This window comes from Streptomyces sp. NPDC006134 (genome assembly GCF_040628835.1).
Lineage (GTDB): Bacteria > Actinomycetota > Actinomycetes > Streptomycetales > Streptomycetaceae > Streptomyces.
In genome coordinates this window covers 48,494-70,801 of sequence record NZ_JBEXTV010000002.1, presented here as the reverse complement: position 1 = coordinate 70,801, position 22,308 = coordinate 48,494, and the positions used below count along the sequence as shown (strand labels likewise).

General features: G+C 69.9%; 23 protein-coding genes and 2 pseudogenes. 11 read left to right on the top strand and 14 right to left on the bottom strand.

Annotated features, from left to right (window positions below; all coding sequences use genetic code 11):
* Positions 1 to 130 precede the first annotated feature (130 nt).
* The 4 genes from cysS to ABZ340_RS01630 form a co-directional block, all read right to left on the bottom strand.
* On the bottom strand, positions 131 to 1,531 hold the full coding sequence (cysS, locus tag ABZ340_RS01645) for a cysteine--tRNA ligase (RefSeq protein ID WP_358779719.1): 1,401 nt from the start codon (positions 1,529 to 1,531) through the stop codon (positions 131 to 133).
* A 512-nt stretch (positions 1,532 to 2,043) separates the two neighbouring features.
* Positions 2,044 to 2,574 (bottom strand): 2-C-methyl-D-erythritol 2,4-cyclodiphosphate synthase, encoded by a 531-nt coding sequence (gene ispF / locus ABZ340_RS01640; RefSeq protein WP_358779718.1) that lies wholly within the window; start codon positions 2,572 to 2,574, stop codon positions 2,044 to 2,046.
* A complete protein-coding gene (gene ispD, locus ABZ340_RS01635) occupies positions 2,564 to 3,316 on the bottom strand; it encodes a 2-C-methyl-D-erythritol 4-phosphate cytidylyltransferase (RefSeq protein WP_358779717.1) in 753 nt (250 codons plus the stop codon). Before ispD ends, ispF begins: the two co-directional genes overlap by 11 nt.
* A 371-nt stretch (positions 3,317 to 3,687) precedes the next feature.
* A complete protein-coding gene (locus ABZ340_RS01630) occupies positions 3,688 to 4,170 on the bottom strand; it encodes a CarD family transcriptional regulator (RefSeq protein ID WP_003953493.1) in 483 nt (160 codons plus the stop codon).
* Between the two features lie 711 nt (positions 4,171 to 4,881).
* Between ABZ340_RS01630 and ABZ340_RS01625 the strand changes: the two genes are divergently transcribed.
* Complete coding sequence (locus ABZ340_RS01625) at positions 4,882 to 5,583, top strand: DUF461 domain-containing protein (RefSeq protein WP_358779716.1); 702 nt, start codon at positions 4,882 to 4,884, stop codon at positions 5,581 to 5,583.
* A 133-nt stretch (positions 5,584 to 5,716) separates the two neighbouring features.
* Here the strand turns inward: ABZ340_RS01625 and ABZ340_RS01620 are convergent, their stop codons facing one another.
* Positions 5,717 to 6,397, bottom strand: coding sequence for a response regulator transcription factor (locus tag ABZ340_RS01620; RefSeq protein ID WP_030403545.1), 681 nt, complete (start codon positions 6,395 to 6,397; stop codon positions 5,717 to 5,719).
* On the bottom strand, positions 6,394 to 7,722 hold the full coding sequence (locus ABZ340_RS01615; protein ID WP_358779715.1) for an ATP-binding protein: 1,329 nt from the start codon (positions 7,720 to 7,722) through the stop codon (positions 6,394 to 6,396). Before ABZ340_RS01615 ends, ABZ340_RS01620 begins: the two co-directional genes overlap by 4 nt.
* 390 nt (positions 7,723 to 8,112) lie before the next feature.
* Between ABZ340_RS01615 and phoU the strand changes: the two genes are divergently transcribed.
* From phoU to ABZ340_RS01600, 3 genes are all read left to right on the top strand, one after another.
* The gene (gene phoU, locus ABZ340_RS01610) at positions 8,113 to 8,814 is read left to right on the top strand and encodes a phosphate signaling complex protein PhoU (RefSeq protein ID WP_358779714.1); all 702 of its coding nucleotides are present in this window, start codon (positions 8,113 to 8,115) and stop codon (positions 8,812 to 8,814) included.
* A gap of 204 nt (positions 8,815 to 9,018) precedes the next feature.
* Positions 9,019 to 9,174: a hypothetical protein gene (locus ABZ340_RS01605; protein WP_358779713.1), complete on the top strand. Its 156-nt coding sequence runs from the start codon at positions 9,019 to 9,021 to the stop codon at positions 9,172 to 9,174.
* 207 nt (positions 9,175 to 9,381) lie between these two features.
* Entirely contained in the window at positions 9,382 to 9,630 is a 249-nt protein-coding gene (locus tag ABZ340_RS01600; protein WP_358779712.1) for an SCO4226 family nickel-binding protein, read from the top strand.
* Positions 9,631 to 9,755: 125 nt separating this feature from the next.
* Here ABZ340_RS01600 and ABZ340_RS01595 read toward each other — a convergent pair whose 3' ends face one another.
* The 4 genes and pseudogenes from ABZ340_RS01595 to ABZ340_RS01580 form a co-directional block, all read right to left on the bottom strand.
* Positions 9,756 to 10,109 (bottom strand): MerR family transcriptional regulator, encoded by a 354-nt coding sequence (locus ABZ340_RS01595; RefSeq protein ID WP_358779711.1) that lies wholly within the window; start codon positions 10,107 to 10,109, stop codon positions 9,756 to 9,758.
* 568 nt (positions 10,110 to 10,677) lie between these two features.
* Positions 10,678 to 10,968 (bottom strand): annotated as a pseudogene (locus tag ABZ340_RS01590) (SCO5918 family protein); the annotation flags it as partial.
* 90 nt (positions 10,969 to 11,058) lie between these two features.
* Positions 11,059 to 12,582: a DEAD/DEAH box helicase gene (locus ABZ340_RS01585; RefSeq protein ID WP_358779710.1), complete on the bottom strand. Its 1,524-nt coding sequence runs from the start codon at positions 12,580 to 12,582 to the stop codon at positions 11,059 to 11,061.
* Positions 12,583 to 12,821: 239 nt separating this feature from the next.
* Complete coding sequence (locus ABZ340_RS01580) at positions 12,822 to 13,025, bottom strand: cold-shock protein (RefSeq protein WP_358779709.1); 204 nt, start codon at positions 13,023 to 13,025, stop codon at positions 12,822 to 12,824.
* 543 nt (positions 13,026 to 13,568) lie between these two features.
* On the opposite strand from ABZ340_RS01580, the gene ABZ340_RS01575 reads away from it, so the two are divergent.
* Both ABZ340_RS01575 and ABZ340_RS01570 read left to right on the top strand, forming a co-directional pair.
* Positions 13,569 to 14,081: a hypothetical protein gene (locus tag ABZ340_RS01575; protein WP_358779708.1), complete on the top strand. Its 513-nt coding sequence runs from the start codon at positions 13,569 to 13,571 to the stop codon at positions 14,079 to 14,081.
* A gap of 75 nt (positions 14,082 to 14,156) precedes the next feature.
* On the top strand, positions 14,157 to 15,026 hold the full coding sequence (locus ABZ340_RS01570) for an alpha/beta hydrolase (RefSeq protein WP_358779707.1): 870 nt from the start codon (positions 14,157 to 14,159) through the stop codon (positions 15,024 to 15,026).
* Positions 15,027 to 15,150: 124 nt separating this feature from the next.
* Here ABZ340_RS01570 and ABZ340_RS01565 read toward each other — a convergent pair whose 3' ends face one another.
* Positions 15,151 to 15,288 carry a hypothetical protein gene (locus ABZ340_RS01565; protein ID WP_358779706.1) on the bottom strand — a complete coding sequence of 46 codons (138 nt, stop codon included), beginning with the start codon at positions 15,286 to 15,288 and terminating at the stop codon, positions 15,151 to 15,153.
* A gap of 484 nt (positions 15,289 to 15,772) precedes the next feature.
* Between ABZ340_RS01565 and ABZ340_RS01560 the strand changes: the two are divergent.
* Positions 15,773 to 15,994, top strand: a pseudogene (locus ABZ340_RS01560) (class I SAM-dependent methyltransferase); the annotation flags it as partial.
* Positions 15,995 to 16,171: 177 nt separating this feature from the next.
* Positions 16,172 to 16,486, top strand: coding sequence for a hypothetical protein (locus tag ABZ340_RS01555; protein ID WP_358779705.1), 315 nt, complete (start codon positions 16,172 to 16,174; stop codon positions 16,484 to 16,486).
* Between the two features lie 53 nt (positions 16,487 to 16,539).
* On the opposite strand, the gene ABZ340_RS01550 is transcribed toward ABZ340_RS01555, so the two are convergent.
* The gene (locus ABZ340_RS01550; RefSeq protein ID WP_358779704.1) at positions 16,540 to 17,157 is read right to left on the bottom strand and encodes a hypothetical protein; all 618 of its coding nucleotides are present in this window, start codon (positions 17,155 to 17,157) and stop codon (positions 16,540 to 16,542) included.
* A 343-nt stretch (positions 17,158 to 17,500) separates the two neighbouring features.
* Complete coding sequence (locus tag ABZ340_RS01545; protein WP_358779703.1) at positions 17,501 to 17,935, bottom strand: hypothetical protein; 435 nt, start codon at positions 17,933 to 17,935, stop codon at positions 17,501 to 17,503.
* A 619-nt stretch (positions 17,936 to 18,554) separates the two neighbouring features.
* On the opposite strand from ABZ340_RS01545, the gene ABZ340_RS01540 reads away from it, so the two are divergent.
* Together ABZ340_RS01540 and ABZ340_RS01535 are read left to right on the top strand one after the other, a co-directional pair.
* Positions 18,555 to 19,118, top strand: coding sequence for a hypothetical protein (locus ABZ340_RS01540; RefSeq protein WP_358779702.1), 564 nt, complete (start codon positions 18,555 to 18,557; stop codon positions 19,116 to 19,118).
* Positions 19,119 to 19,460: 342 nt separating this feature from the next.
* Positions 19,461 to 19,877: a hypothetical protein gene (locus tag ABZ340_RS01535; protein WP_358779701.1), complete on the top strand. Its 417-nt coding sequence runs from the start codon at positions 19,461 to 19,463 to the stop codon at positions 19,875 to 19,877.
* Between the two features lie 219 nt (positions 19,878 to 20,096).
* Here the strand turns inward: ABZ340_RS01535 and ABZ340_RS01530 are convergent, their stop codons facing one another.
* Positions 20,097 to 20,858, bottom strand: a complete 762-nt coding sequence (locus tag ABZ340_RS01530) for a phosphoglyceromutase (protein ID WP_358779700.1) — start codon at positions 20,856 to 20,858, stop codon at positions 20,097 to 20,099.
* A gap of 160 nt (positions 20,859 to 21,018) precedes the next feature.
* On the opposite strand from ABZ340_RS01530, the gene ABZ340_RS01525 reads away from it, so the two are divergent.
* Positions 21,019 to 22,296, top strand: coding sequence for an MFS transporter (locus ABZ340_RS01525; protein ID WP_358779699.1), 1,278 nt, complete (start codon positions 21,019 to 21,021; stop codon positions 22,294 to 22,296).
* Positions 22,297 to 22,308 lie beyond the last annotated feature (12 nt).

Genomic DNA, 22,308 nt, shown 5'->3' with positions numbered 1-22,308 from the left:
GTCTTATACGTCTAATGCGTCTGATACGCGTCTTATGCGTCTGACACGTCTTGTGCGTCTTATATGTCTTATGTGTCTTGTGCAGTGTGCCGCCCGGAGGTCCGGGCGGCACAGCCGGCCTCCGGCCGGGTCAGCGTGAACCGAGGCTCCAGCGCGGCCCCTGGGGGCTGTCCTCGATGACGAGGCCGGAGGCGTTGAGCTGGTCGCGCAGGGCGTCCGCGGTGGCCCAGTCCTTGCGGGCGCGGGCGGCCTCGCGCTGGTCGAGCACCATGCGGACGAGGGTGTCGACGACGCCGTGGAGGTCCTCACCGCGGTCGGACTCCCCGGCCCACTGCTCGTCGAGCGGGTCGAGGCCGAGGACGCCGAGCATGGCCCGCACCTCGGCGAGGCGGGCGACGGCGGCCTCCTTGTCGTCGGCGGCCAGCGCGCTGTTGCCCTGCCGGACGGTGGTGTGGACGACGGCGAGCGCCTGCGGCACGCCGAGGTCGTCGTCCATGGCGTCGGCGAAGGCGGGCGGCACCTCGGCGGCGGGCTCGACGGGGCCGCCGGCGAGCTCCACCACGCGCTGCACGAAGCCCTCGATCCGCGCGAACGCCGCGTCGGCCTCGCGCAGCGCCTCCTCGCTGTACTCGATCGTGGAGCGGTAGTGCGGGGTGCCCAGGTAGTAGCGCAGCACGATGGGGCGCCACTGCTTGACCATCTCGGAGACCAGCACCGAGTTGCCGAGCGACTTCGACATCTTCTCGCCGCTCATGGTGACCCAGGCGTTGTGCACCCAGTACCGGGCGAAGTCGTCGCCGAACGCCTTGGCCTGGGCGATCTCGTTCTCGTGGTGCGGGAAGACGAGGTCGAGTCCGCCGCCGTGGATGTCGAAGGCGGAGCCGAGGTACTTGTGGGCCATGGCCGAGCACTCCAGGTGCCAGCCGGGACGGCCGCGGCCCCAGGGCGTCTCCCAGTCGGGCTCGCCGGGCTTGGCCGCCTTCCACATGGCGAAGTCGCGCGGGTCCCGCTTGCCGGTGATGCCCTCCTCGGCGGGCTGCCGCATCTCGTCGAGGTCCTGCTTGGACAGTTCCAGGTACGCGGGCCAGGAGCGGACGTCGAAGTAGACGCTGCCGTCGGCCTCGTAGGCGTGTCCGCGCTCGATGAGGCCGCGCATCATCTCGACCATCTCGGGGACGTGGCCGGTGGCGCGGGGCTCGTAGGTGGGGGGAAGGCAGCCGAGGGCGGCGTAGGCGTCGCCGAACGCGCGCTCGTTGGCGTAGCCGATGGCCCACCAGGGGCGGTTCTGCTCCGCCGCCTTCTTGATGATCTTGTCGTCGATGTCGGTGACGTTGCGGACGAACGTGACGTCGTAGCCGCGGTAGGTGAACCAGCGGCGCATGATGTCGAAGTTCAGCCCCGACCGGATGTGCCCGATGTGCGGGGGCGCCTGCACGGTGGCGCCACACAGGTAGATCGAGACACACCCGGGCTTGAGGGGGGTGAAGTCACGGATCTGCCGGGCGCTGGTGTCGTACAGGCGAATAGTCACGTGTCCAGGGTAGTGGGCGCCGGGCAGTGCCTTGCGTCCTTCCGTGCCGGACGGCGCGTTCGTGACGTCCGGGGGATCGCACGGGTCCCGGCCCCTGTCCCGTGTCGCCGCCGGGCGCCGCTCGCTCACCGCCCGATGCCACTCGCTCGCCACCCGATGACGCCGCCCGATGCCACTCGCTCGCCACCCGATGCCGCCGCCCGATGCCACTCGCTCGCCACCCGATGCCGCCGCCCGATGCTGCCGGGCGGCGGGCGGGCCGGATGGTGCGGCCGGCTCGGGGGCACCTCTCGGGCTCGGCCTCAGGACCGGCCCTGGGGCCAAACCCGGAGCAGGGGCCGGGGCCGGGTGCCCCCGCGTGTGTCGGCTCACCCGGCCAGACGGACGTCCGACCGCTCGGTCATCCAGCCGTTCAACCGCTCGCTCGTCCGACCGCCCACTCGTCCGACCGCCCACTCGTCCGGCCACCCGCCCGCTCGGTCATCCGCCCGCTCGGCCACCCGCCCGCTCGGTCATCCGGTCGCCCGGACCACGAGGGCCGTCGCCACCGCCATCAGCCCCTCGTCGCGGCCGGGGAAGCCGAGGCCGTCGGTGGTCGCCCCGGAGACGGACACCGGCGCCCCGGCGGCCTCGGAGAGGAGCTTCTGCGCCTCGTCCCGCCGTTTGCCGATCTTCGGGCGGGGCCCGACGACCTGGACGGCGATGTTGCCGATCCGGAAGCCGGCCTCGCGCACGATCCGCGCGGCCTCCGTCAACAGGGTCACGCCCGACGCGCCGGACCACTCGGGGCGCCCGGTGCCGAAGTGCTGCCCGAGGTCGCCGAGCCCGGCGGCGGAGAACAGCGCGTTGCAGGCGGCGTGCGCGACGACGTCCGCGTCGGAGTGCCCGGCCAGGCCGGGCCCCTCGCCCTCCCACTTCAGGCCCGCGCACCACAGCTCGCGGCCCTCCTCGAAGGCGTGGATGTCGGTGCCGATGCCCACCTGGGGCAGGGGCGGGAGCGGCTCCGCCGGAGGCGTCCGCGTCGCGGGCGTCTCAGAAGCCATCGTTGAGCCTCCTGCGGGCCAGGACCGCCTCGGCGAGGACGAGGTCCAGGGGGCGGGTGACCTTGAAGGCCTCCTCGTGGCCGGGGACCGCCACGACCGTCACGCCGAGCTGCTCGACCATGCCGGCGTCGTCGGTGACCGCGCCGGTCACCGTCTCGTGGGCGCGCACCAGCGTGGTCCGCTCGAAGCCCTGGGGGGTCTGCACCGCGCGCAGCCGGGAGCGTTCCGGCGTCGCCACCACCGGCTCCGGCTCGCCCGGCGCGGCGGCGGGCTCGACCTGTTTGACGGTGTCGGCCAGCGGCAGCGCCGGGACGACGGCGGGGGCGCCGTCGCGGACGGCCTCGATGACGGCGTCGACGGTGTCGACCGGCACCAGCGGGCGGGCCGCGTCGTGCACGAGGACGATCTCGTACGCGGGCGGCAGCGCGTCGAGGCCGAGCTTCACGGACTCCTGGCGGGTCGCACCGCCGGGCACCACGAGGAAGTCGGTCCTCTCCGGCAGCGCGTGCGCGTCCAGCAGGCTCCTGACCTCGGCGGCGCCGTCGGGCGGGGCCACGACGACGACCAGGGAGACGGCGCGGGAGGCGGCCATCGCGCGGACCGCGTGGATGAGCATGGGGGTTCCGCCCAGCGCGCGGAGCGCTTTCGGGGCGCCCGGACCGAGGCGTACGCCCCGGCCGGCGGCCGGGATCACGGCGGCGGTCGGCGCCGTGACCGGTGAAGGACGCGAATCGTCAGACATCGGTTCCTGTCAGGTTTGTGTGCTCGGCCTACGTGGGTATGGCCTGGGCGTGCGGCCCCGCCCACCACGCGGGGATGTGCCGGGTGCTCCGCGTCGACCAGCCCCTTCCGTGACACTGGTCGAGCCGGCACGCCCGGGACGGGGCGTGCCGCCGGGGCGTGTCCTGCGGGGACGAGCGTACGGACGGCTCCGGGGCGCGAACGCCGCGGGTACGAGGGCCGGGGGTACGAGCGCCGCGGGTACGAGGGCCGGCCGCGGGTACGAGGGCCGGGGGTACGAACATGCCGCAGCGCCCGGCGACGGCGAAGGCGTCATCGGGCACCGCGGCATTTCGTGTGCTGAACCGGCGGGTTCCGCCCCGGATCATCGGATCAGGAAGCGAGAACCTCGTCGAGCAGGGCTTCGGCCTTGTCCTCGTTCGTGTTCTCCGCGAGGGCGAGCTCGCTCACCAGGATCTGGCGGGCCTTGGCGAGCATCCGCTTCTCTCCGGCGGAGAGACCACGCTCGCGCTCACGACGCCACAGGTCGCGCACGACTTCCGCGACCTTGATGACGTCGCCGGAGGCGAGCTTCTCCAGATTTGCCTTGTAGCGACGCGACCAGTTCGTGGGCTCCTCGGCGTACGGCGCGCGCAGCACCTCGAAGACCCGGTCCAGCCCGTCCTGACCGACCACATCACGCACGCCGACGAACTCCGCATTGTCCGCTGGCACACGTACCGTCAGGTCACCCTGGGCGACCTTCAGCACCAAGTAGGTCTTGTCCACGCCTTTGATCTGGCGAGTTTCGATGGCCTCGATCAGCGCGGCCCCGTGATGGGGATAGACCACGGTGTCGCCAACCTTGAACGTCATGTGACAGGTACCCCTTCCGTGGCTATCCAGGGTAACACGGATACGGCGTCTTCTGAATGGCGTTTTCGCAGGTCAGGGCATATCTCAGGGCTTGACAACAGCGACAGGAACGTGCTGCGCCAGGGTGACGGAAGGAGGTATTCGCAGGTCGGAGCGGCTCTTCGGGGCGGGCGAAACACGCACGTCACACAGCCGCGGCACCCCCTCCGACCGGCCGAATCGCCCCATATGTCCGGTACCAGATGCTCGACTTCCGCTACTCCGTTCGGTGCCCGGGGCGGGCTTCCGAACGAATCCGGGAATTGATCAACAGACCCCCGTGGGTACCCGGAGAGTGATCAATTTCCCGGCCGGGGATGCATTCCTTCACGGAAAATTTGCGTACCGGCAGGCATCGTATGGCGCCCCTATCGGGGCTATCGGAGCTATCGGGGGCCCTATCCGGCCAGGTATCCCCGAGCCGCTTATGTGAATGCCGGACAACCGCGTGGCGAATGTGACTCGCGGGTCACCTGTGATCTCTTGGGGCGCCCGAGCCACCGCCTGGACACTGTCCGGCTACCGCCTGCCGGGCGAAGCCGAGTCCCCCCGGGGGGAGGGTCGGGTGCGGCGGCCCGGGAACGGCTCGGTAACCTAAGGCCGCTGACAGTCACTTAGGGCGGCTTTGTTACGTGGCCGCCGCCTCGTTCGAGTCAAGGAGTTGCCGCCGCCGTGAGCAGCAGCCTTCGACGCGGCGCCCTCGCCGCCGCCGCCATCGCGTTCTCGATCCTCCCGCTCGCCGCGTGCGGCGCCGGCAACAACGCCCAGACCTTGGAGATCAAGCCGGACAACGCGGCGACGACCGTCGGTGACATCAAGGTCCAGAACGCGATCGTCATCACGCAGCCCGACCACGAGTCGACGGGCCCGGCCGCGGTCTCCGCCACCGTGTTCAACACCGGCACCACCGACCAGAAGCTGGAGTCCATCACCGTCGAGGGCGCCGCCAAGCCCGTCGAGCTCAAGCCCGCCAAGGGCCAGAAGGACCTGACCGTCCCGGCCGGCGGTTCGCTGATCATCGGCGGCAAGGACAACGCCTCCGCCATCCTGTCCGACGGCCGCTCGGCCGTGCAGGACGGTGACGCCCACAAGGTCACCTTCACCTTCAGCAAGACCGGCGACGTGTCCCTGCGCGCCTTCGTCGTCCCCGCCGCGGGCTACTTCTCCGAGTGGGGCCCGAGCGACATCCCGGCCGCGCCGGGTGCCTCGGCGAGCGCCTCCGCGGGTGCTTCGCAGGAGCCGTCGCACGGCGCTTCGGCCGACCCGAGCGGCAGCGCGTCCGCGCCCGCCGGCTCGGCGACCCCGAGCGACGCGGCCTCCGCGAGCGCGACGGCCGACGCGTCGGAGTCGCACGAGGCGGCGGACGGTCACTGACCGTCGTACGCACCATGCGCGGAAGGGCGGGGCCTCCCGGGAGGCCCCGCCCTTCCGCGCATACGGCCACTGCTACGACTGCCACGGCCACTACCGCGACTGCTACTGCTACTGCTACTGCTACTGCTATGGCCTACGGCTCGAACTTGTAGCCGAGGCCGCGGACCGTCACCAGGTACCGCGGCGCGCCCGGGTCCGGCTCGATCTTGGCGCGCAGACGCTTGACGTGGACGTCGAGGGTCTTGGTGTCACCGACGTAGTCGGCGCCCCAGACCCGGTCGATGAGCTGCATGCGGGTCAGGACGCGCCCGGCGTTGCGCAGCAACATCTCCAGCAGGTCGAACTCCTTCAGCGGCAGGTCGACCTTGGTGCCGCCGACGGTCACCACGTGCCGGTCGACGTCCATGCGGACCGGGCCGGCCTCCAGCGCGGCCGGGGCGACCTCCTCCGGCTCGCCGCGGCGGCGCAGCACCGCCCGGATGCGGGCGACCAGCTCGCGCGAGGAGAACGGCTTGGTGACGTAGTCGTCCGCTCCTATCTCCAGGCCGACCACCTTGTCGATCTCGCTGTCCTTGGCGGTCACCATGATCACGGGGACATTGGAGCGGCCGCGGAGCTGGCGGCACACCTCCGTGCCCGGCAGGCCGGGCAGCATCAGGTCGAGGAGGACGAGGTCGGCGCCGTTGCGCTCGAACTCGTCGAGTCCGTCGGGGCCGGTGGCCGCGACGGCGACCTCGAAGCCCTCCTTGCGGAGCATGTACGACAGGGCGTCGGAGAAGGACTCCTCGTCCTCGACGACGAGCACACGGGTCACGGAAGGACCTCCGGAGCGGGAAGCGTTGCGTACGGGGTTGGAGCGGTGTGGGGGGAAGCTGAGGGGGTGGACCGCCCGGCCGCGCCACCGGCGCGGGCGGAGTGCGGCTGGGCCCGGTCGCGGGACCGGCCCGCCTCCGGCAGCCGCAGGGTGAAGGTGGAGCCCTGGCCTTCGGCGCTCCACACCGTGACCTCCCCGCCGTGCGAGGCGGCCACGTGCTTGACGATCGCGAGTCCGAGGCCGGTGCCTCCGGTGGCCCGGGACCGGGCCGGGTCGACGCGGTAGAAGCGCTCGAAGATGCGCTCCTTGTCCTTGTCGGAGATGCCGATGCCCTGGTCGGTCACCGCGATCTCGATCATGTCACCACCGGGGGCCGCCACCCTGCGGGCGGCGATGCCGACGCGGGTGCGGGCGGGCGAGTAGTTGACGGCGTTCTCGACGAGGTTGCCGAGGGCGGCGGCGAGCTGGCCGCGGTTGCCCCAGACGTGCAGGTCGGCCGTACCGCCCACCCGCCGTCCGCCACCGCCCTGGTCGAGCCCTTCGGGCACCGCCACGTTGGTGGCCATCGTGATCTGCTTGGTGCCGGCCGCCTGCCGGCAGCGGTCGATGGCCTCGGCGACCAGTTCCTCCACCCGGACCGGCTCGGCGTCCTCCAGCGGGTCGTCGTTCTGCACCCGGGAGAGGTCGATGAGCTCCTGCACCAGGTTGGTCAGCCGGGTCGCCTCGATCTGCATGCGCCCGGCGAAGCGCTGTACGGCCTCGGGGTCGTCGCAGGCGTCCATGACGGCCTCGGAGAGCAGGGAGAGCGCACCGACCGGGGTCTTCAGCTCATGGCTGACGTTGGCGACGAAGTCGCGCCGCACGGCCTCGATCCGGCGGGCCTCGGTGAGGTCCTCGACGAGCAGCAGCACCAGGCGCGAGCCGAGCGGGGCCACGCGGGCGGAGACCGCCAGGGCGTCGCCGCGTCCGGTCCCCCGCCTCGGCAGGTCCAGCTCGACCTGCCGTATCTCCCCGTCCCGCCGGGTGTCGCGGGCCATCTGGAGCATGGGCTCGACGGCCAGCTTGCCGCCGCGGACCAGACCGAGGGCGTACGCCGCCGAGCTGGCCTTGACCACGGCGTCCGCCTCGTCCAGGACGACGGCGGAGGAACGGAGTACCGACAGCACGGTGTCCACGCCGGGCGGGAGCACCGGATCGGTGTGCAGGGAGGTGCGGGTGGGCCGCTTCTGGTCGCGCTCGCTCCATCGGAACGCCAGCATGGCGATGACACCGGTGAGCACTCCGGCGATCGCTGCCGCTGCGGCGACCGCCGCGTTCACGTCCATGCCACCAGGTTAGGCACGGGGGAGGTCCCGCCCACAGCCATCGGGGTGCGAGCTCGAACACTCGTCGCCCAGAGTTCACCTGGGGGCCAGGGATGGTTCATTCGGGATGCCGGAAACGGACGCGTGCGGGCCGGAACGTGGAAGCGTGGGGGCGAAGCGAGGGCCGCGAGGCCCTCTTGGACGACGTACGTGCACGACGTACGGGCGCGCGACGGAGGTGCATGACGTAGATGCATGACGTAGATGCATGACGTAGGTGCATGACGTAGGTGCACGACACACGTCGCACGGACGCACGACGCACGGACACACGACGCACGGACACACGTCGCACGGACACACGGACGCACGACGTACTTGCACGACGCATGACGTACGAGAGGAACCCTGATGCGGGACGCGTACCACGAGGAACTGGACTCGATCGGTGACGGTCTGGTGGAGATGGCCCGGCTGGTCGGGTCGGCGATCGGGCGCGCCACGACCGCCATCCTCGACTCCGACCTGAAGCTGGCGGAGAGCGTGATCGAGGCCGACGCCAAGGTCGACCAGCTCCACCACGACCTGGAGGCGCGGGCGATAGCGCTGCTGGCCCGGCAGCAGCCGGTGGCGACCGACCTGCGGATCGTCGTCACCTCGCTGCGCATGTCGGCCGACCTGGAGCGCTCCGGCGACCTCGCCCAGCACGTGGCGAAGCTGGCCCGGCTGCGCTACCCCGAGCGTGCGGTCCCGCACGACCTGCACGCCACCATCCTGGAGATGGGCCAGCTCGCGCAGCGCCTGATGGCGAAGGCCGCCGAGGTGATCATCACCAAGGACGTCGACCTGGCGCTCCAGCTGGAGCAGGACGACGACGCGATGGACCTCCTGCACCGCACCCTCTTCCAGCACCTGATGGACGACCGCTGGAAGCACGGCATCGAGACGGCCGTCGACGTGACCCTGCTGGGCCGCTACTACGAGCGGTACGCCGACCACGCCGTCGCGGTCGCCAAGCGGGTGGTGTACCTGGTGACCGGCGAGCACGCCGACGAACTGCAGGCGGACATCCAGCCGGAGATCCAGCCGGTGCCGGGGGGCGAAGGGGCCTGACCCGGGCGAGGGCTGGGGGAGTCTGGTCGTGGGCTGTCGAGTGTTGTCGACGGCTGTCCGGCCCGACGGCTGTCGAGGGCTGTCGAGTGCTGGGGGAAGCGTTCGGCGTCCGTCCGGGGCGCGTACGAGCCACAGTGCGCCGTTGATGCGACCGTCACCGCGGGCATGCAATGGGGACCAGGCACCAGCCTTGAGGAGGGACCCATGGCCGAATCCCCCAGCACGACGCCCGACCCGACCCAGGAACGCCCGTCCGAGCAGCCCGCCGAGATCAGGAACCTGCCCCTGATAGCCGCCTGCGGCTGCGGCTCCGGCTGCGGCTGCGGCTGCCAGTCGGGCAGCCCCTGCCAGTGCGGCTGACGGTACGCCGTTCCCGTACGTCTGTCCGCGAAGGGCTCCGGTGTGGGTGCCGGGGCCCTTCGTCGCGTTCCGGAGGCCGTGGGCGAGCGCTCCGAAAGCCGGGGGCCGTGCGGCTCTGGTGCGCTCGCCCGGGGCGGCGTACGGGCGCAGCATGGAAGGAGAGACGGGGAGAGGCAGGGAGAGACGAGGACGAGGAGGCGTGACGTCATGGCCCACTTCATGGATGTCCACCACGGAATGCGGGGCATCACCGCCGACCAGCTGCGCGAGGCGCACCAGGCCGATCTGGCCATCGAGAAGGACGAGGGCGTCCACTTCGAGCGGGCATGGGCGGACCCGGAGTCCGGAACGGTCTACTGCCTCTCCGAAGCTCCCTCCGCCACGGCGGTCCAGCGCGTCCACGAACGCGCCGGGCACCGGGCCGACGAGATCCACGAGGTGCCGTTGACCGTCTGAGCCGGTCGTCCGGGTTCCGCGTTCCGCCGTTGCGGAGGCCCGCAGTGATGCCAAGGCCCGCGGTACGGCGGTCGCGTCGCCGCCCGGCGTCTCACGGACGTGCCGGTCGTTCGCGGACGCGCCGGTCAGCCGGAAGCGGGACCGGAGCCCTCGGCGGCTGCCTGGTTCGCGGCCCGGCGGTACTCGGCGTTGATGCGCTGGGCTTCCTCCAGCTGGTCCTCGAGGATGACGATGCGGCAAGCCGCCTCGATCGGCGTCCCCTTGTCGACGAGTTCGCGGGCCCGTGCCGCGATCCGCAGCTGATAGCGGGAGTACCGGCGGTGTCCGCCCTCGGAGCGGAGCGGTGTGATCAGACGGGCCTCGCCGATGGCGCGCAGGAAGCCCGGGGTGGTGCCGAGCATCTCGGCGGCCCGGCCGATCGTGTAGGCGGGGTAGTCGTCGTCGTCCAGACGATCGCTGAGCGGACTATCAGCTGTCATGTCACCTCGTGTTGTGCAACGCGTCGAGGGGCCCTGGTGCCGTACGGCACCAGGGCCCCGAAGGGAATTGAACACCATCGGCCGGCTCTGCCACCGCTGTGCCGGCCTTCTGCTGGCGTCTGCTCCTCCATCCTTCGCGAGCTCTTACCCGGCAGTTCATGTCTGCCAGGTCTCACTTGACCTTCTCTATGGCAAAAATCTTAACTACGACATGACCTCATGTCTACTCTCACCAGAGTAGATTTTGCGGTGCTGGCGCCAGAGGTTTTTTGTTGTCCGCGGACGCATCGGGTCCGTGCCCCCGCGTGGGCCAAGACGTGAGGGACGCGAGAGACGCGAGAGACGCCATGAACGCGATGAGGGCCCTGCCGACATATGTCGGCAGGGCCCTCATCGTTGGGTTGTGGTACGGCGGCTTTGTTCGCGCCTATCCGTTCTGCTCGCCCGCAGGGGCGGCGCCCCCGGCGTCACCCTCGACGACGGCGTTCCCGTCGGCGTTCCCCTCGGCGCTCCCGGCGGCGCCACCGCCCACGGTGCCGCCCACGACTCCGCCCACGGCGCCGTCGCCACCGAGCAGAGCCGATGCGGTCTGGAGCGACGTGGGCGCGTTCGCGGGTGCGGCGTCGGGATGGGGGTGGCAGGTGAAGCCGAGCCGGGCCATGGCCCGGACGACCTCGCCGCTGGAGAAGTCACGGCGGTCCTGCCGGGTGATGATCGCGCCCACCTGCTTGGCGGGGTAGCGGCGGCGGCCGATGGTCACGGACTCACCCGTGATGGGCTCGGGCTTGACGCCCTCCATCGAGGCCAGCACCCCGCTCTTGGTCAGTTCGAACGGGTACCGGGCGATGACACAGCGCATGTTGCCTCACAGGGAAGACAGGGGAGACAGGGGAGACAGGGAGACGGAAAGGAGCGGGACGGAGGAGGCCGGAGAGGAACGGGGAAATTCCTACGCGGCCGGGTTGAAGGCGGACTGCCGCTGTGCCCTGCCGCGTCCCGCCTGTTCGGCGGTCCGGCCGCCCCGGCCGGTGCGGCCGCGGCGGCCCCGGGACGAGGAGGACGCGGTGCGGCGGGGACGTTCCACGGCCGGCGCGGCGATGACGACCGGGACGCCGGAGGGCGCCTGGGCCCCGGTGATCCGGCTCAGCTCCACCTCGCCCGAACGCACCGGGGTGACCTGCGGGGTGATGCCGGCCGAGGCCATCAGCCGGGTCATGGCGCGGCGCTGGTCGGGGGTGACCAGGGTGACGACGCTGCCGGACTCGCCGGCCCGGGCCGTACGGCCGCCGCGGTGCAGGTAGTCCTTGTGGTCGGTGGGCGGATCGACGTTGACGACCAGGTCGAGGTTGTCGACGTGGATGCCGCGCGCCGCGACGTTGGTCGCCACCAGGACCGTCACCTGTCCGCTCTTGAACTGGGCGAGGGTGCGGGTGCGCTGGGGCTGGGACTTGCCGCCGTGCAGGGCCGCGGCGCGGACGCCGCTGTTCAGCAGGTGCTTGGTCAGCCGGTCCACCGCGTGCTTGGTGTCCAGGAACATGATCACCCGGCCGTCCCGGGCCGCGATCTCGGTGGTCGTGCGCTGCTTGTCCGCGTCGTGCACGTGGAGGACGTGGTGCTCCATCGTGGTGACCGCGCCCGCCGAGGGGTCGACGGAGTGGACCACCGGGTCGTGCAGGTAGCGGCGTACGAGCCGGTCGACGTTGCGGTCCAGGGTCGCCGAGAAGAGCATGCGCTGCCCGTCGGGGCGCACCTGGTCGAGCAGGGCGGTGACCTGCGGCATGAAGCCCATGTCGGTCATCTGGTCGGCCTCGTCGAGGACGGTGATGCCGACGGTGTCCAGCCGGCAGTCGCCACGGTCTATGAGGTCCTTGAGCCGCCCGGGCGTCGCGACGACCACCTCGGCGCCGGCGCGCAGCGCGCCGGCCTGCCGGCCGATCGACATGCCGCCGACCACGGTGGCCAGGCGCAGGCTCACGGCACGGGCGTACGGGGTGAGCGCGTCGGTGACCTGCTGGGCGAGCTCGCGGGTGGGGACCAGGACGAGGGCGAGCGGCTGCCGCGGCTCGGCGCGCTGTCCCGCCGTACGGGCCAGTACGGCGAGGCCGAAGGCGAGCGTCTTGCCGGAGCCGGTGCGACCGCGGCCGAGGACATCCCGTCCGGCCAGGGAGTTCGGCAGGGTCGCCGCCTGGATCGGGAACGGCACGGTCACGCCCTCGCGCCCGAGCGCGGCCAGCATCGGAGCCGGCATGTCCAGGTCGGCGAACGCCTCGACGGCGGGCAGTGCGGGCGTGATCGTCTCGGGCAGGGCGAACTCACCCTGCACGGCCGGACGGCCGCCGCCGCCCTGGGAGCGGCCGTTGCGGGAACGGCCCCCCTGGGGACGGCCGCCCTGGGAGCGACGGGAGAAGCCGGAACGCTTGGCGTCGGCACCTCCGAAACGGTCGGATGTGCGCGGCGTACGAGCGCGATTCATGCGGAACCTTCCTTGTCACGGCACGTAGCAAGGAATTCCCGCAGCACATGGGCGGCGCAGAGAATCGCGAGAACGAGCCGAAGATTGATGGGGGCAGGCCGAGCCGGCCCGGGTGACGGAAAAACGTCACCGTTCGACGAGGTGAAGGGCTTCGTCGGGAGCCCTGAAAAATACAGCGAGCCGGGGCCCGCACCCCAAGGTGCGGGCCCCAGCTGCGAAGTATGCGTCAGCGCCGATGATCAGGCGGGGACGATGTTCTCGGCCGTCGGGCCCTTCTGGCCCTGCGCGATGTCGAAGGACACCTTCTGGCCTTCCAGCAGCTCACGGAAGCCGGAGGTGGCGATGTTCGAGTAGTGGGCGAAGACGTCGGGGCCGCCGCCGTCCTGCTCGATGAAGCCGAAGCCCTTTTCCGCGTTGAACCACTTCACGGTGCCAGTAGCCATGTTTTTCTCCTTAGGGAAAACGGTGCTCGGAGCCCGCCCTGTGCGGACTCCGCGTCGCCGTGTTGATTACCCCGACGGAAAAACCTTCTGGCAACCACACCTGCAACTGAGATCGACAGTAGCACGGTGCCAACGGCCCTGCACGGACGGAAATTTCGCCAGGTCAGCGGGCTCGGGAATACTCGCCGCGCGCCGCACTTATTTCTCACTTCACGACCACAGATATTGCCCCTCGGGTGGAGGTCGTTTCCTCCCCTCGCCCCGCCTCGCACCGCTCCGACCTCCCCCGATGGGCCCGGCACGGCTGCCGCCGCCGCGCGGCGCGGGGACGGGGGCGAAGGCGCCGGGGCGCCCCTGACGCGAGGAAGGTCACAACGCCTCACAGCGCCCGGCCGACGCCCCGGCTCCTCGGGCGGTGCCGGGGCCCTCCCCGAGCCGGTCACGCACCCGGAGGGGCTGCCACCCGGTCATTGATCACCGGAATCGCACGCTACGTGTCGATCCGTTCACCGGAGGGAAACATCCCTCCCGGAAGGGGGCGCGGTGAGCGAGCGTGAGCGTGAGCGTGAATGCGGGTGCGAGTGCGGACACGACAAGGCCGCCGAGTTGATCGAGCTCCGTATGAAGGAGTACGAATCCCTCCGGTCCGAAGTGGTGCAGAGGATCGGAGCCCGGCAGCAATTGGCCGGATACGCGGGTGCGGCAACCGCCATCGCGGCCACGCTCGGCAGCGATCTGGGGTACTGGCGAATCCTGATCGTGGGGCTCGTGCTTCTGATCGCCTACCTGTACCTGCGGGACAGCAACGACGGCATCCAGAGGCTGGGGAAGCATCTGCGCCTCATCGAGGCGGATGTGAATTCTCTGGCCCGCGGCACGTACGGGCGCGAGATCCTCTCATGGGAATCCCGCAGGCAGGTCGACAGGAACAAGGAAAAGAAGATCTGGAAGGCGGTGGGACGCTTCGGCGGATGGCACCGCGACGACCCGGTGGTGAACGTCCCGGAGCCGCGGTCAGGACCCGAAACCCAGCCCGGCAATCGAACTGCCGATTGAGCTCCGTAACCGACCGCCGGTTCCTCATATCGGCTGTGTGACGCCTCGTCGAGCGTGCGCCTATCATGCTGGCCCATGAGTCAGTTATTGACCTTGGAGGTCCCGGACAACGCGCGTCCGGTCCGCCTGGATACCGCGCGAGGCGTCTTCGCGGCCTTCGACGTCGCGCCTGCCGGGCCGGCCCCCGCCCGGGCGACGGCGTTGCTCGTTCCCGGGTTCATGGGCAGCAAGGAGGACTTCCTTCCGCTGCTGTCCGCCTTGAGCGACGGCGGCGTACGCGTCCTGGCCGTCGACGGCCGGGGCCAGTACGAAACCGGTGCGGCGTCACCGAATCCCTCGTACTCCCGTGACAGCCTCGCGCGCGATCTCGCCGCCCTCGTCGAACACGTCGGCGCCGGCCCCGTGCACCTCGTGGGTCACTCCTACGGAGGGCTCCTCGCCCGCGCGGCCGTACTCGGCACTCAGGGAGACCCGTCCCTCTGGGCTTCCGTCACGCTCGTGAACTTCGGTCCCGCCGGTGTCTCTCCCCGGCAGCAGGAACGCCTGCGGCTGCTGCTCTCCGTCATCGACTCGATGACACTCGCCGACATGTGGCCCTTCGTCAGGAACGACGAGGTACCCGCCCCCCGCGAGGTGGACCTCTTCATGGAGCGACGATGGCTGCGCAACGCGCCGGAGCACCTGTCGGCGGCCGCGGAGCAGATGCTGAACGAAGCGGACGAGACTCCCCGGTTGGCACAGCTTCCGCTTCCCAAGTTCGTCGTCTCGGGGACCCCTGACGAAACCTGGGCACCCGAGGGGGTCGAGCGGATGGCCCGTGAGCTGGGGGCCCGGTTGTGCAGGATCGAGGGCGGCGGGCATTCGCCCAATGTCCACCGGCCCGCGGAAACGGCATCCGCTCTCCTCGGTTTCTGGGACTCCTGCCAGGAGAGAGTGGCCGTCTGAGGCGAGGGGACGATGACAGGCGCCTCCCGGAAACCGCCGGGACGGCCGACGGCCCGGAGCCGGCCCCGGTCCACTACTGAGACCCACCCGGCCCGCGTGTCACCAACGTCCCGGGACAACACGCCTAGAGCCAGCCTCGCCACCACGGCACGTCCAGGCTGTCAGCCGGTATGACCTGGGCCCTCTCCAGAATCTTCTCGTCGAGGGCCCACACGAGGGAGCGCAGCTCACGCGCGCTCTTCCTGGGCAGCGCGTGAAGCACGGCTTCGAGGTGCCCGCGGAAATCGACGCCGTAACACCCGCACACGAGAATGCCGCAGTCAGGACCTGCGAGCGGATCCTCGAGTTGCCGGAGAGGGCCATGGGCAAGGGCCTTCCAGTGCCAGAACGCCTCTTCCGTGGCTTCGGGCCAGAAGCGGGTCCGCTCCAGCCGCCGCAGACCGGCTGCGCAAGACCCGGAAAGGCCGTCGATGGACGGGTACCGTCGTCGTCTCGGTGGACGGGCGGGGAAGTCACCCCGCAGGGCTGACGGGCGCCTACGCGGCACTGCCCCTTCGGTTGCCGGTCATGAGGGCAACGTACACAACCGCATGTCAGGCGGCCACAACATATCCGGCAGCCCGGACCTCAAGGGGCTCACGCCGCGACCGCCCCGGGACGCTCGACGAGCCGGCCGTGTTCAGCAGCATCTGCCGGCGGGTTTCAGCAGAGGATCATCACCTCCGGGGCCTCAGTAGGCTCGGGCCATGTCCGAGATGCCCGTGGCGCGCTTCTATGACGAACTGGCCGATGACCACCACCTGATCTACTCGGACTGGGACGTGAGCACCCGCCGGCAGGGGGAGGCACTGGACGCCCTGATCGGCCTGGATCGCGCGAGGGTGCTCGACTGCTCCTGCGGCATCGGCACGCAGGCCATCGGCCTGGCGCTGCGCGGACACCGTGTCGCCGGGACCGACCTCAGCCCCCCGCCGCCGGCGAGTAGGCGCAACCACGGCCCGGTGTCTCTCCCTTCACGCCTTCAAGCCCTCTGCGACCGGGGCATTCCTGCGGTTCACTCGTGTCTGCCGTAATCCAGTGCCACCAATGTCACCTGGTGATGCCAGGACGGTGCGGCCGGCTGCACCCGCTGACACGATGGCCGGATGACCGACCTCGCGCGCATCGCGGCAGAGACCGTGGCGTACTACCGCGCCCTCGACCAACAGGCCACGGTACGGCGCCACTTCCGTCACACCGACGAGGAGGGCGGGCTGTGGTACATCGAGGCCGTGCCCGACGGTGACGAGCTGGTCGTCATCAAGCAGGCCGAACTCACCTCGTCCGGCGCGCTCCACCGATACGACTGGAAGCACTTCGAGGACGAGCACGGCGCCTTGACGGACCAGGCGATCGATCCCGAACAGGAACCGCTGGAGGCCGTCACGGCACAGGAGTTCCAGCGGGTGTGGGAGCGGTGAGCACCGCACCGGCGAGGACCTCGCGCCGGGCACTCCGGTGAGCGGTACCGGCCTCACCACCCGCAGTCGATGTCGGTCAGTCCCCCACGGACGACCGGATCGACGCCCGTACCGCTGACCCGCAGGAGACCGCCGTCCCGGCCCCAGTCCAACTCGTACGTGCCCGCCTCGACGGGCCGGTACCCGTCGTCGACCGTCCAGGAACCCGACTCGCCCAGGGCCAGACCGGTACGCCCCACCGCGTACGCCTCTCCGTAGCCGATCACGAAGGCGGACGTCTCCCGCACCACGGCCGTGCAGCCCCCCGGCCCCGCGGGGCGCAGCACGTGGTACTCCGCGCTCGAGAACAGATCACCCACCGCTCCCCACGCGATGCCGAGCACCGCCGCGACGATCAGCAGACTGCTCCCCAGCCGTGTCCGGGCGGCTCCCTTCCGCGCGGGCCCCGAGGCATCCGCCGGACGGCTCGCCCGGCTGAGGGCCCACCGAAGAAGGAGGGACACGACAAGGAGACCCGCGCTCACCCCCCAGCCGGGAACCACCCGCCCCCGCACGACCAGCAGGAGACTGCTCCAACTCGCCACGGCGACGAGAGCCAGGCCCCCGACGCCCACTGCGGCGGAGACGGCGGGCGAGACCCTCACGCCGTGCTGTGCACGTTCTTCGGCCATGGTGGGTACGACTCTCCGGACGCGTCGGCGGTTGCGGTGAGGGCCGGAGCGCGGCGGGAAACCCGGGGCGCGGCAAGACGGGATCCTGGCCCGATCCGTGCGGTTGGCTCAGCCGGGGCCTCGGCGGACGCCGGTTCTTTCCCCGTGATTCCCCGTTTCCCCGTGGTTCCCCGTTTTCCCCGCCCTGTCCGGTGTGCTTGTGGTGCGGTACGGCCTGCTCCCGAGTCCCCGCGTCCCGGCGGCGCGGCGCGGTCACCCCCGACAGGTGCTCGGTACGGCACCGTCGGCCACCCTGCCTTCGCCTCCATACACCCTGGGCGGCCGGAGGCGAGACAGCACGTCCTCAGAACTTGTAATTGGTGATCATTGCGTTGCCGAAGACGTCGTAGACCGACGCGTACCCCTGTTCCGAGTCCTTCCAGTCGCCGAACGCCTTGGCGATCGCGGTGGCAGCCGCTTGGGGGCCCTCCACTTGGGTCTTCCCGCCATTGATGTCGGTGGAGATGTAGGCGTTGCCGGTCTTTTCGTTCCACTCACCGATGATGCGCTGCACACGTCCGACCGCGTCCTTCTCTTGTGCGGTTCCATGCACATTGACCCAGGATCGGAACTCTTGGGCGTTCTCCTTCGACTTCGCCTGGTCGGGGTCCGTCGGAAGTTTCTCCACGACTCCGATCTTGTCTGCTTCCGCGGAGCTTTCGGTGCTGCACGCGGAAATACCGGCCATCAGGACAGCGCCGAGCGCGAGAACGGCAGCGGTGTGGGGTGTGCGCTTCACAGGGGTCTCCGTCGCATTCTCGTGTCAGATGCGAGATGTCAGAGTACCGGCACCCCGAGCCAGGCGTGCCGGTACCGGCCAGATGGCTGAAATCGATAAGCGTCATTTAATAGCCGAGGCGACAGCGGAACCTGACCCTCTTCACACCGAGCGATGAGCCATGGAATTCCCGTTGCGGCGAACCTGAAAAGGCGAAACGGCCACACGGCGGCATTGCTGCTCTAGACGCACTGTCCCCCCGCTCTTCACTCCCGATCAACACTGGATCACTTGGTCGAAATGACCCAGTCCACTTCGCTTGCCCTGACGTCGTTTTAGCGTGAAGCGCGATTGATCGGAGCCGCAGGGAATGTAACACGCCGGGCGACAGCAGTGAACAGAGGTTTTCGGCCGTCGAGCGAACCTGTGTCCCCGGTACAGCCACTGCGACCAGCGCGCGAAGCCATGAAGCCATGAAGCCATGAAGCCATGAAGCCATGAAGCCATGAAGCCGTAAGGCCAGTGAGGCTTTTCGGCCGGCATCTGCTTCGACATGAGTGAGCAAGGCCCCACAATGTCCCAGCGCCACCCAAAAGCTCCCTACCGGCGAATAAATCGCAGGTAGGGAGCTTTTTTGCGTATGGCCCTGCTTCTTCTTTCCCCGGGTCTTGCCGGGGTTCTTGGTGAGCTGGATTATGCCTGCTCAGACGCGGTGAGCCCGTGCGCCTGGTGGTCGTCGTTGGTCGTCCACGCCATGCACAGCGTCGTCGACTGGCTGGCGTTCGCCGTGTGGGAGGACGGTCGCCTCGTCCGTTCCCTGAGCCTGTCGCCGGACAGCGGCATCATCGAGAACATCGGCGAACCGCTTCCCTTCGAACTGCCCTGCTGGGCCGGTGACCGCCCAGCGGACATCATCCCCTGGCCCGGCGAGGAAGAAGAGCCGTACGCCCTGCCCTTCCACCCCCTGGAACTGGGCGAGGACGCGCTGCGTGCGCTCTGCGGATTCATACAAGAGGGCCGTCCCGAGCCCGACGACGTCGATGCGGACGCCATCGAGCTGTACGGATTCCACGTGCGAGACCCATATGGACCCGGCCTCGCCGAGCAGGAAGCGGAGTTGCGCAGAGCTGTGGAGGACACGGATCCGCCGCGCTTCTACACACTGAGCCCTCACGGCTCACTGGTCGAGCACGACGGCCTTTAGTCCATGACCTCTTCACCCCGAAGCAACTGGGCGACTGTTTGACCAGGGGGCGGTGTGACTCTCACCTGCTGGGATGGCCCGTTGGTGTGCAGGTTGTCCGCCGATGCGCCTGGGCGTTGTCACGCAGACAGACCTCCGACGCGGCACGGGAACCTTGACCGTTGCGGGGACCAGTCCCGCCAACCGCTCAGTGGCCACGCTGAAAGAGCTCACTCACCGCATGGCTGCACCGATGCAGCACGGACGGCATGGGCCGGGTGAAACACTGGCCCAGTGAATGTAGTTGCGGAACTGCACGCCCTAATCGGCTCCTTGGCGCGGGAAGAGGGGATCTTCGGTCAGGTGGCCGACAAGGCCGGCGGATCTGTACCGGAAGTCGTCCGCCAAGTGGCCATCAAGGCGGAAGAGGTCTGGAAGGACTATGCCGTAGAGGGAGTAGTCGGCCCTGTCACACCGACAGAGGTCGAGGGTGCACTCACGCAGATTGACGGTGAGCGCGCCGTAGAGCTCTTGACCTGCCTGGCGACCGATGACCTCGTGTTCCCGGGCACACGACGCCGCGATCGTACCCATGCCCACCGAGCGGCGGAACGTATCGTGCGCCTGCTGGGCTACCAGTCCGTCTGGTACACGAACATCAACGGCCTCTCTCCCCGAGAACGGGCGTGGACCCCGGTCACCCGGCATACCTTCGATGGAGTCGTAGCGGGAACTGGCGGATCCTTCACCGTCGTATTGCTGCAGGTGGGTGAGGACTGAGTCCGCTGGAGAGAAGCACCTCACCTTGCCGTACGGCCACCCTGCACGGAAACACATATGGCTGAGGGCCTCTGATCTCGGGTTTCGCTGCGACCACCCTCGGCTCGCCTGTCATAGTCGGCCACCTCGGGCACCCGCGCACGGCCCAGAGACAGTCCCGAGGCATCGACGAGCCCCCACCAGCAGAAGAACAGCAGGTGGGGGCTCGTCCGTGTCGCGTTACTTCTTCTTGCCCTGGTTCTTGACCGCCTCGATCGCCGCCGCGGCCGCCTCCGGGTCGAGGTACGTGCCGCCGGGGTTGACCGGCTTGAAGTCGGCGTCCAGCTCGTAGGAGAGCGGGATGCCGGTGGGGATGTTCAGGCCGGCGATGTCGGCGTCGGAGATGCCGTCCAGGTGCTTGACCAGGGCGCGCAGGCTGTTGCCGTGGGCGGCGATCAGGACCGTGCGGCCGGTGAGGAGGTCGGGGACGATGCTGTCGAACCAGTACGGCAGCATGCGGACGACGACGTCCTTCAGGCACTCCGTCTGCGGGCGCAGCTCCGGCGGGAGGGTCGCGTAGCGCGGGTCGGAGAACTGGGAGTACTCGGCGTCGCGGTCCAGCGGGGGCGGCGGGGTGTCGTAGGAGCGGCGCCACAGCATGAACTGCTCCTCGCCGAACTCGGCGAGGGTCTGGGCCTTGTCCTTGCCCTGGAGGGCGCCGTAGTGGCGCTCGTTCAGGCGCCAGGAGCGCTTGACCGGGATCCAGAGGCGGTCGGCGGCCTCCAGCGCGAGCTGCGCGGTGCGGATCGCGCGCTTCTGGAGGGAGGTGTGGACCACGTCGGGCAGCAGACCGGCGTCCTTGAGCAGCTCGCCGCCGCGCGTCGCCTCCTTCTCGCCCTTCGGGGTGAGGTTGACGTCCACCCAGCCGGTGAACAGGTTCTTCTCGTTCCACTCGCTCTCGCCGTGGCGGAGGAGGATCAGCTTGTACGGTGCGTCGGCCATGCCTCAGAGCGTAATCCACGCATTCCCCCCTTCGCCCGGCCGCCCGGTGGCCGGACGGTTGACGGCATCTGTTAATCGAGTGGCCCGCCGCGCTCCCCTCTTCGTAACATGTGCCATCGGCTTGCGCCACTTACATCCGTTCCATTCGTGGGGGGACCCTATGCCACTGGCCACACTCAGACGCGCCGCCCGGGAGACCGTCTCCGGGCTGCCCCGCGAGTTCTGGTGGCTGTGGACGAGCACGCTCGTCAACCGGCTCGGCGCCTTCGTCGCCACCTTCATGGCGCTGTACCTGACCCTGGACCGCGGCTACTCCGCCTCCTACGCCGGTCTCGTCGCGTCCCTGCACGGGCTCGGCGGCGTGATCTCGTCCCTCGTCGCCGGGGTGATGACCGACCGGCTCGGGCGGCGGCCGACGCTGCTGGTCGCGCAGGCGTCGACGGCCCTGTCCGTCGCACTGCTCGGCTTCATGCGGGACCCGGTCGCCATCGCGGCCGTCGCCTTCGTGGTCGGCATGGCCTCCAACGCCTCCCGGCCGGCCGTGCAGGCGATGATGGCGGACATCGTGCGGCCCGAGGACCGCGTCCGCGCCTTCTCCCTGAACTACTGGGCGATCAACCTCGGCTTCGCCATCTCCTCCACCGCCGCGGGCTTCATCGCCGCCTACAGCTACCTCGCCGGGTTCCTGATCGAGGCGGGCATGACGATGGCCTGCGCGATCCTCGTCTTCGTGAAGCTGCCCGAGTCCCGGCCCGCCGAGAGCCCGGCGCAGGACAAGGAGACGGACGGCGGCGCGGTGTCGCTCGGCACCGTCCTGCGCGACGGGCGCTTCATGGGCGTCGTCGGGCTGTCCTTCCTCGTCGCGCTGATCTTCCAGCAGGCGTACGTGGGGCTGCCGGTGGCCATGGGCGAGGCCGGGTTCACCCCCGCCGACTTCGGCATGGTGATCGCCGTCAACGGGGTGCTGATCGTCGCGCTGCAGATCCCGGTCACCCGGTTCATCCAGCACCGGGACCCGCGGCGGCTGCTGGTCATGTCCTCGCTGCTGGCGGGGTACGGCTTCGGCCTCACCGCCTTCGCCGGGTCCGTCGGCGTCTTCGCCCTCACGGTCTGCGTGTGGACGCTGGCCGAGATCGTCAACTCGCCGACGCAGACCGATCTGGTCGTACAGCTCTCCCCCACGCGGGGCCGCGGGCGCTACCAGGGCATGTACACGATGTCCTGGGCCGTCGCCGCCCTCGTCGCCCCGGTGATGTCCGGCTTCGTCATCGACCGGTTCGGGGCGGCATGGCTGTGGGGGGTGTGCGCGGTGATCGGTACGGCGGCGGGGGCCGGGTACGCAGTCCTCATGCGCGGGCTGCCGTCCGGGGAGGAAGCGGCGCCGGCGGATCAGACCGGTACCAGGTCGTCACGGCCCGTCCCCGAACAGGCGGCCTGAGCCTCCAGCCGT

Bases quoted from the DNA above. Each gene is read 5' to 3' on its own strand.
- ispF (WP_358779718.1), bottom strand. From the start codon at position 2,574: ATGGCTTCTGAGACGCCCGCGACGCGGACGCCTCCGGCGGAGCCGCTC.
- ispD (WP_358779717.1), bottom strand. From the start codon at position 3,316: ATGTCTGACGATTCGCGTCCTTCACCGGTCACGGCGCCGACCGCCGCC.
- ABZ340_RS01630 (WP_003953493.1), bottom strand. From the start codon at position 4,170: ATGACGTTCAAGGTTGGCGACACCGTGGTCTATCCCCATCACGGGGCC.
- ABZ340_RS01615 (WP_358779715.1), bottom strand. From the start codon at position 7,722: ATGGACGTGAACGCGGCGGTCGCCGCAGCGGCAGCGATCGCCGGAGTG.
- phoU (WP_358779714.1), top strand. From the start codon at position 8,113: ATGCGGGACGCGTACCACGAGGAACTGGACTCGATCGGTGACGGTCTG.
- ABZ340_RS01605 (WP_358779713.1), top strand. From the start codon at position 9,019: ATGGCCGAATCCCCCAGCACGACGCCCGACCCGACCCAGGAACGCCCG.
- ABZ340_RS01600 (WP_358779712.1), top strand. From the start codon at position 9,382: ATGGCCCACTTCATGGATGTCCACCACGGAATGCGGGGCATCACCGCC.
- ABZ340_RS01595 (WP_358779711.1), bottom strand. From the start codon at position 10,109: ATGACAGCTGATAGTCCGCTCAGCGATCGTCTGGACGACGACGACTAC.
- ABZ340_RS01585 (WP_358779710.1), bottom strand. From the start codon at position 12,582: ATGAATCGCGCTCGTACGCCGCGCACATCCGACCGTTTCGGAGGTGCC.
- ABZ340_RS01580 (WP_358779709.1), bottom strand. From the start codon at position 13,025: ATGGCTACTGGCACCGTGAAGTGGTTCAACGCGGAAAAGGGCTTCGGC.
- ABZ340_RS01570 (WP_358779707.1), top strand. From the start codon at position 14,157: ATGAGTCAGTTATTGACCTTGGAGGTCCCGGACAACGCGCGTCCGGTC.
- ABZ340_RS01555 (WP_358779705.1), top strand. From the start codon at position 16,172: ATGACCGACCTCGCGCGCATCGCGGCAGAGACCGTGGCGTACTACCGC.
- ABZ340_RS01550 (WP_358779704.1), bottom strand. From the start codon at position 17,157: ATGGCCGAAGAACGTGCACAGCACGGCGTGAGGGTCTCGCCCGCCGTC.
- ABZ340_RS01540 (WP_358779702.1), top strand. From the start codon at position 18,555: ATGGCCCTGCTTCTTCTTTCCCCGGGTCTTGCCGGGGTTCTTGGTGAG.
- ABZ340_RS01530 (WP_358779700.1), bottom strand. From the start codon at position 20,858: ATGGCCGACGCACCGTACAAGCTGATCCTCCTCCGCCACGGCGAGAGC.
- ABZ340_RS01525 (WP_358779699.1), top strand. From the start codon at position 21,019: ATGCCACTGGCCACACTCAGACGCGCCGCCCGGGAGACCGTCTCCGGG.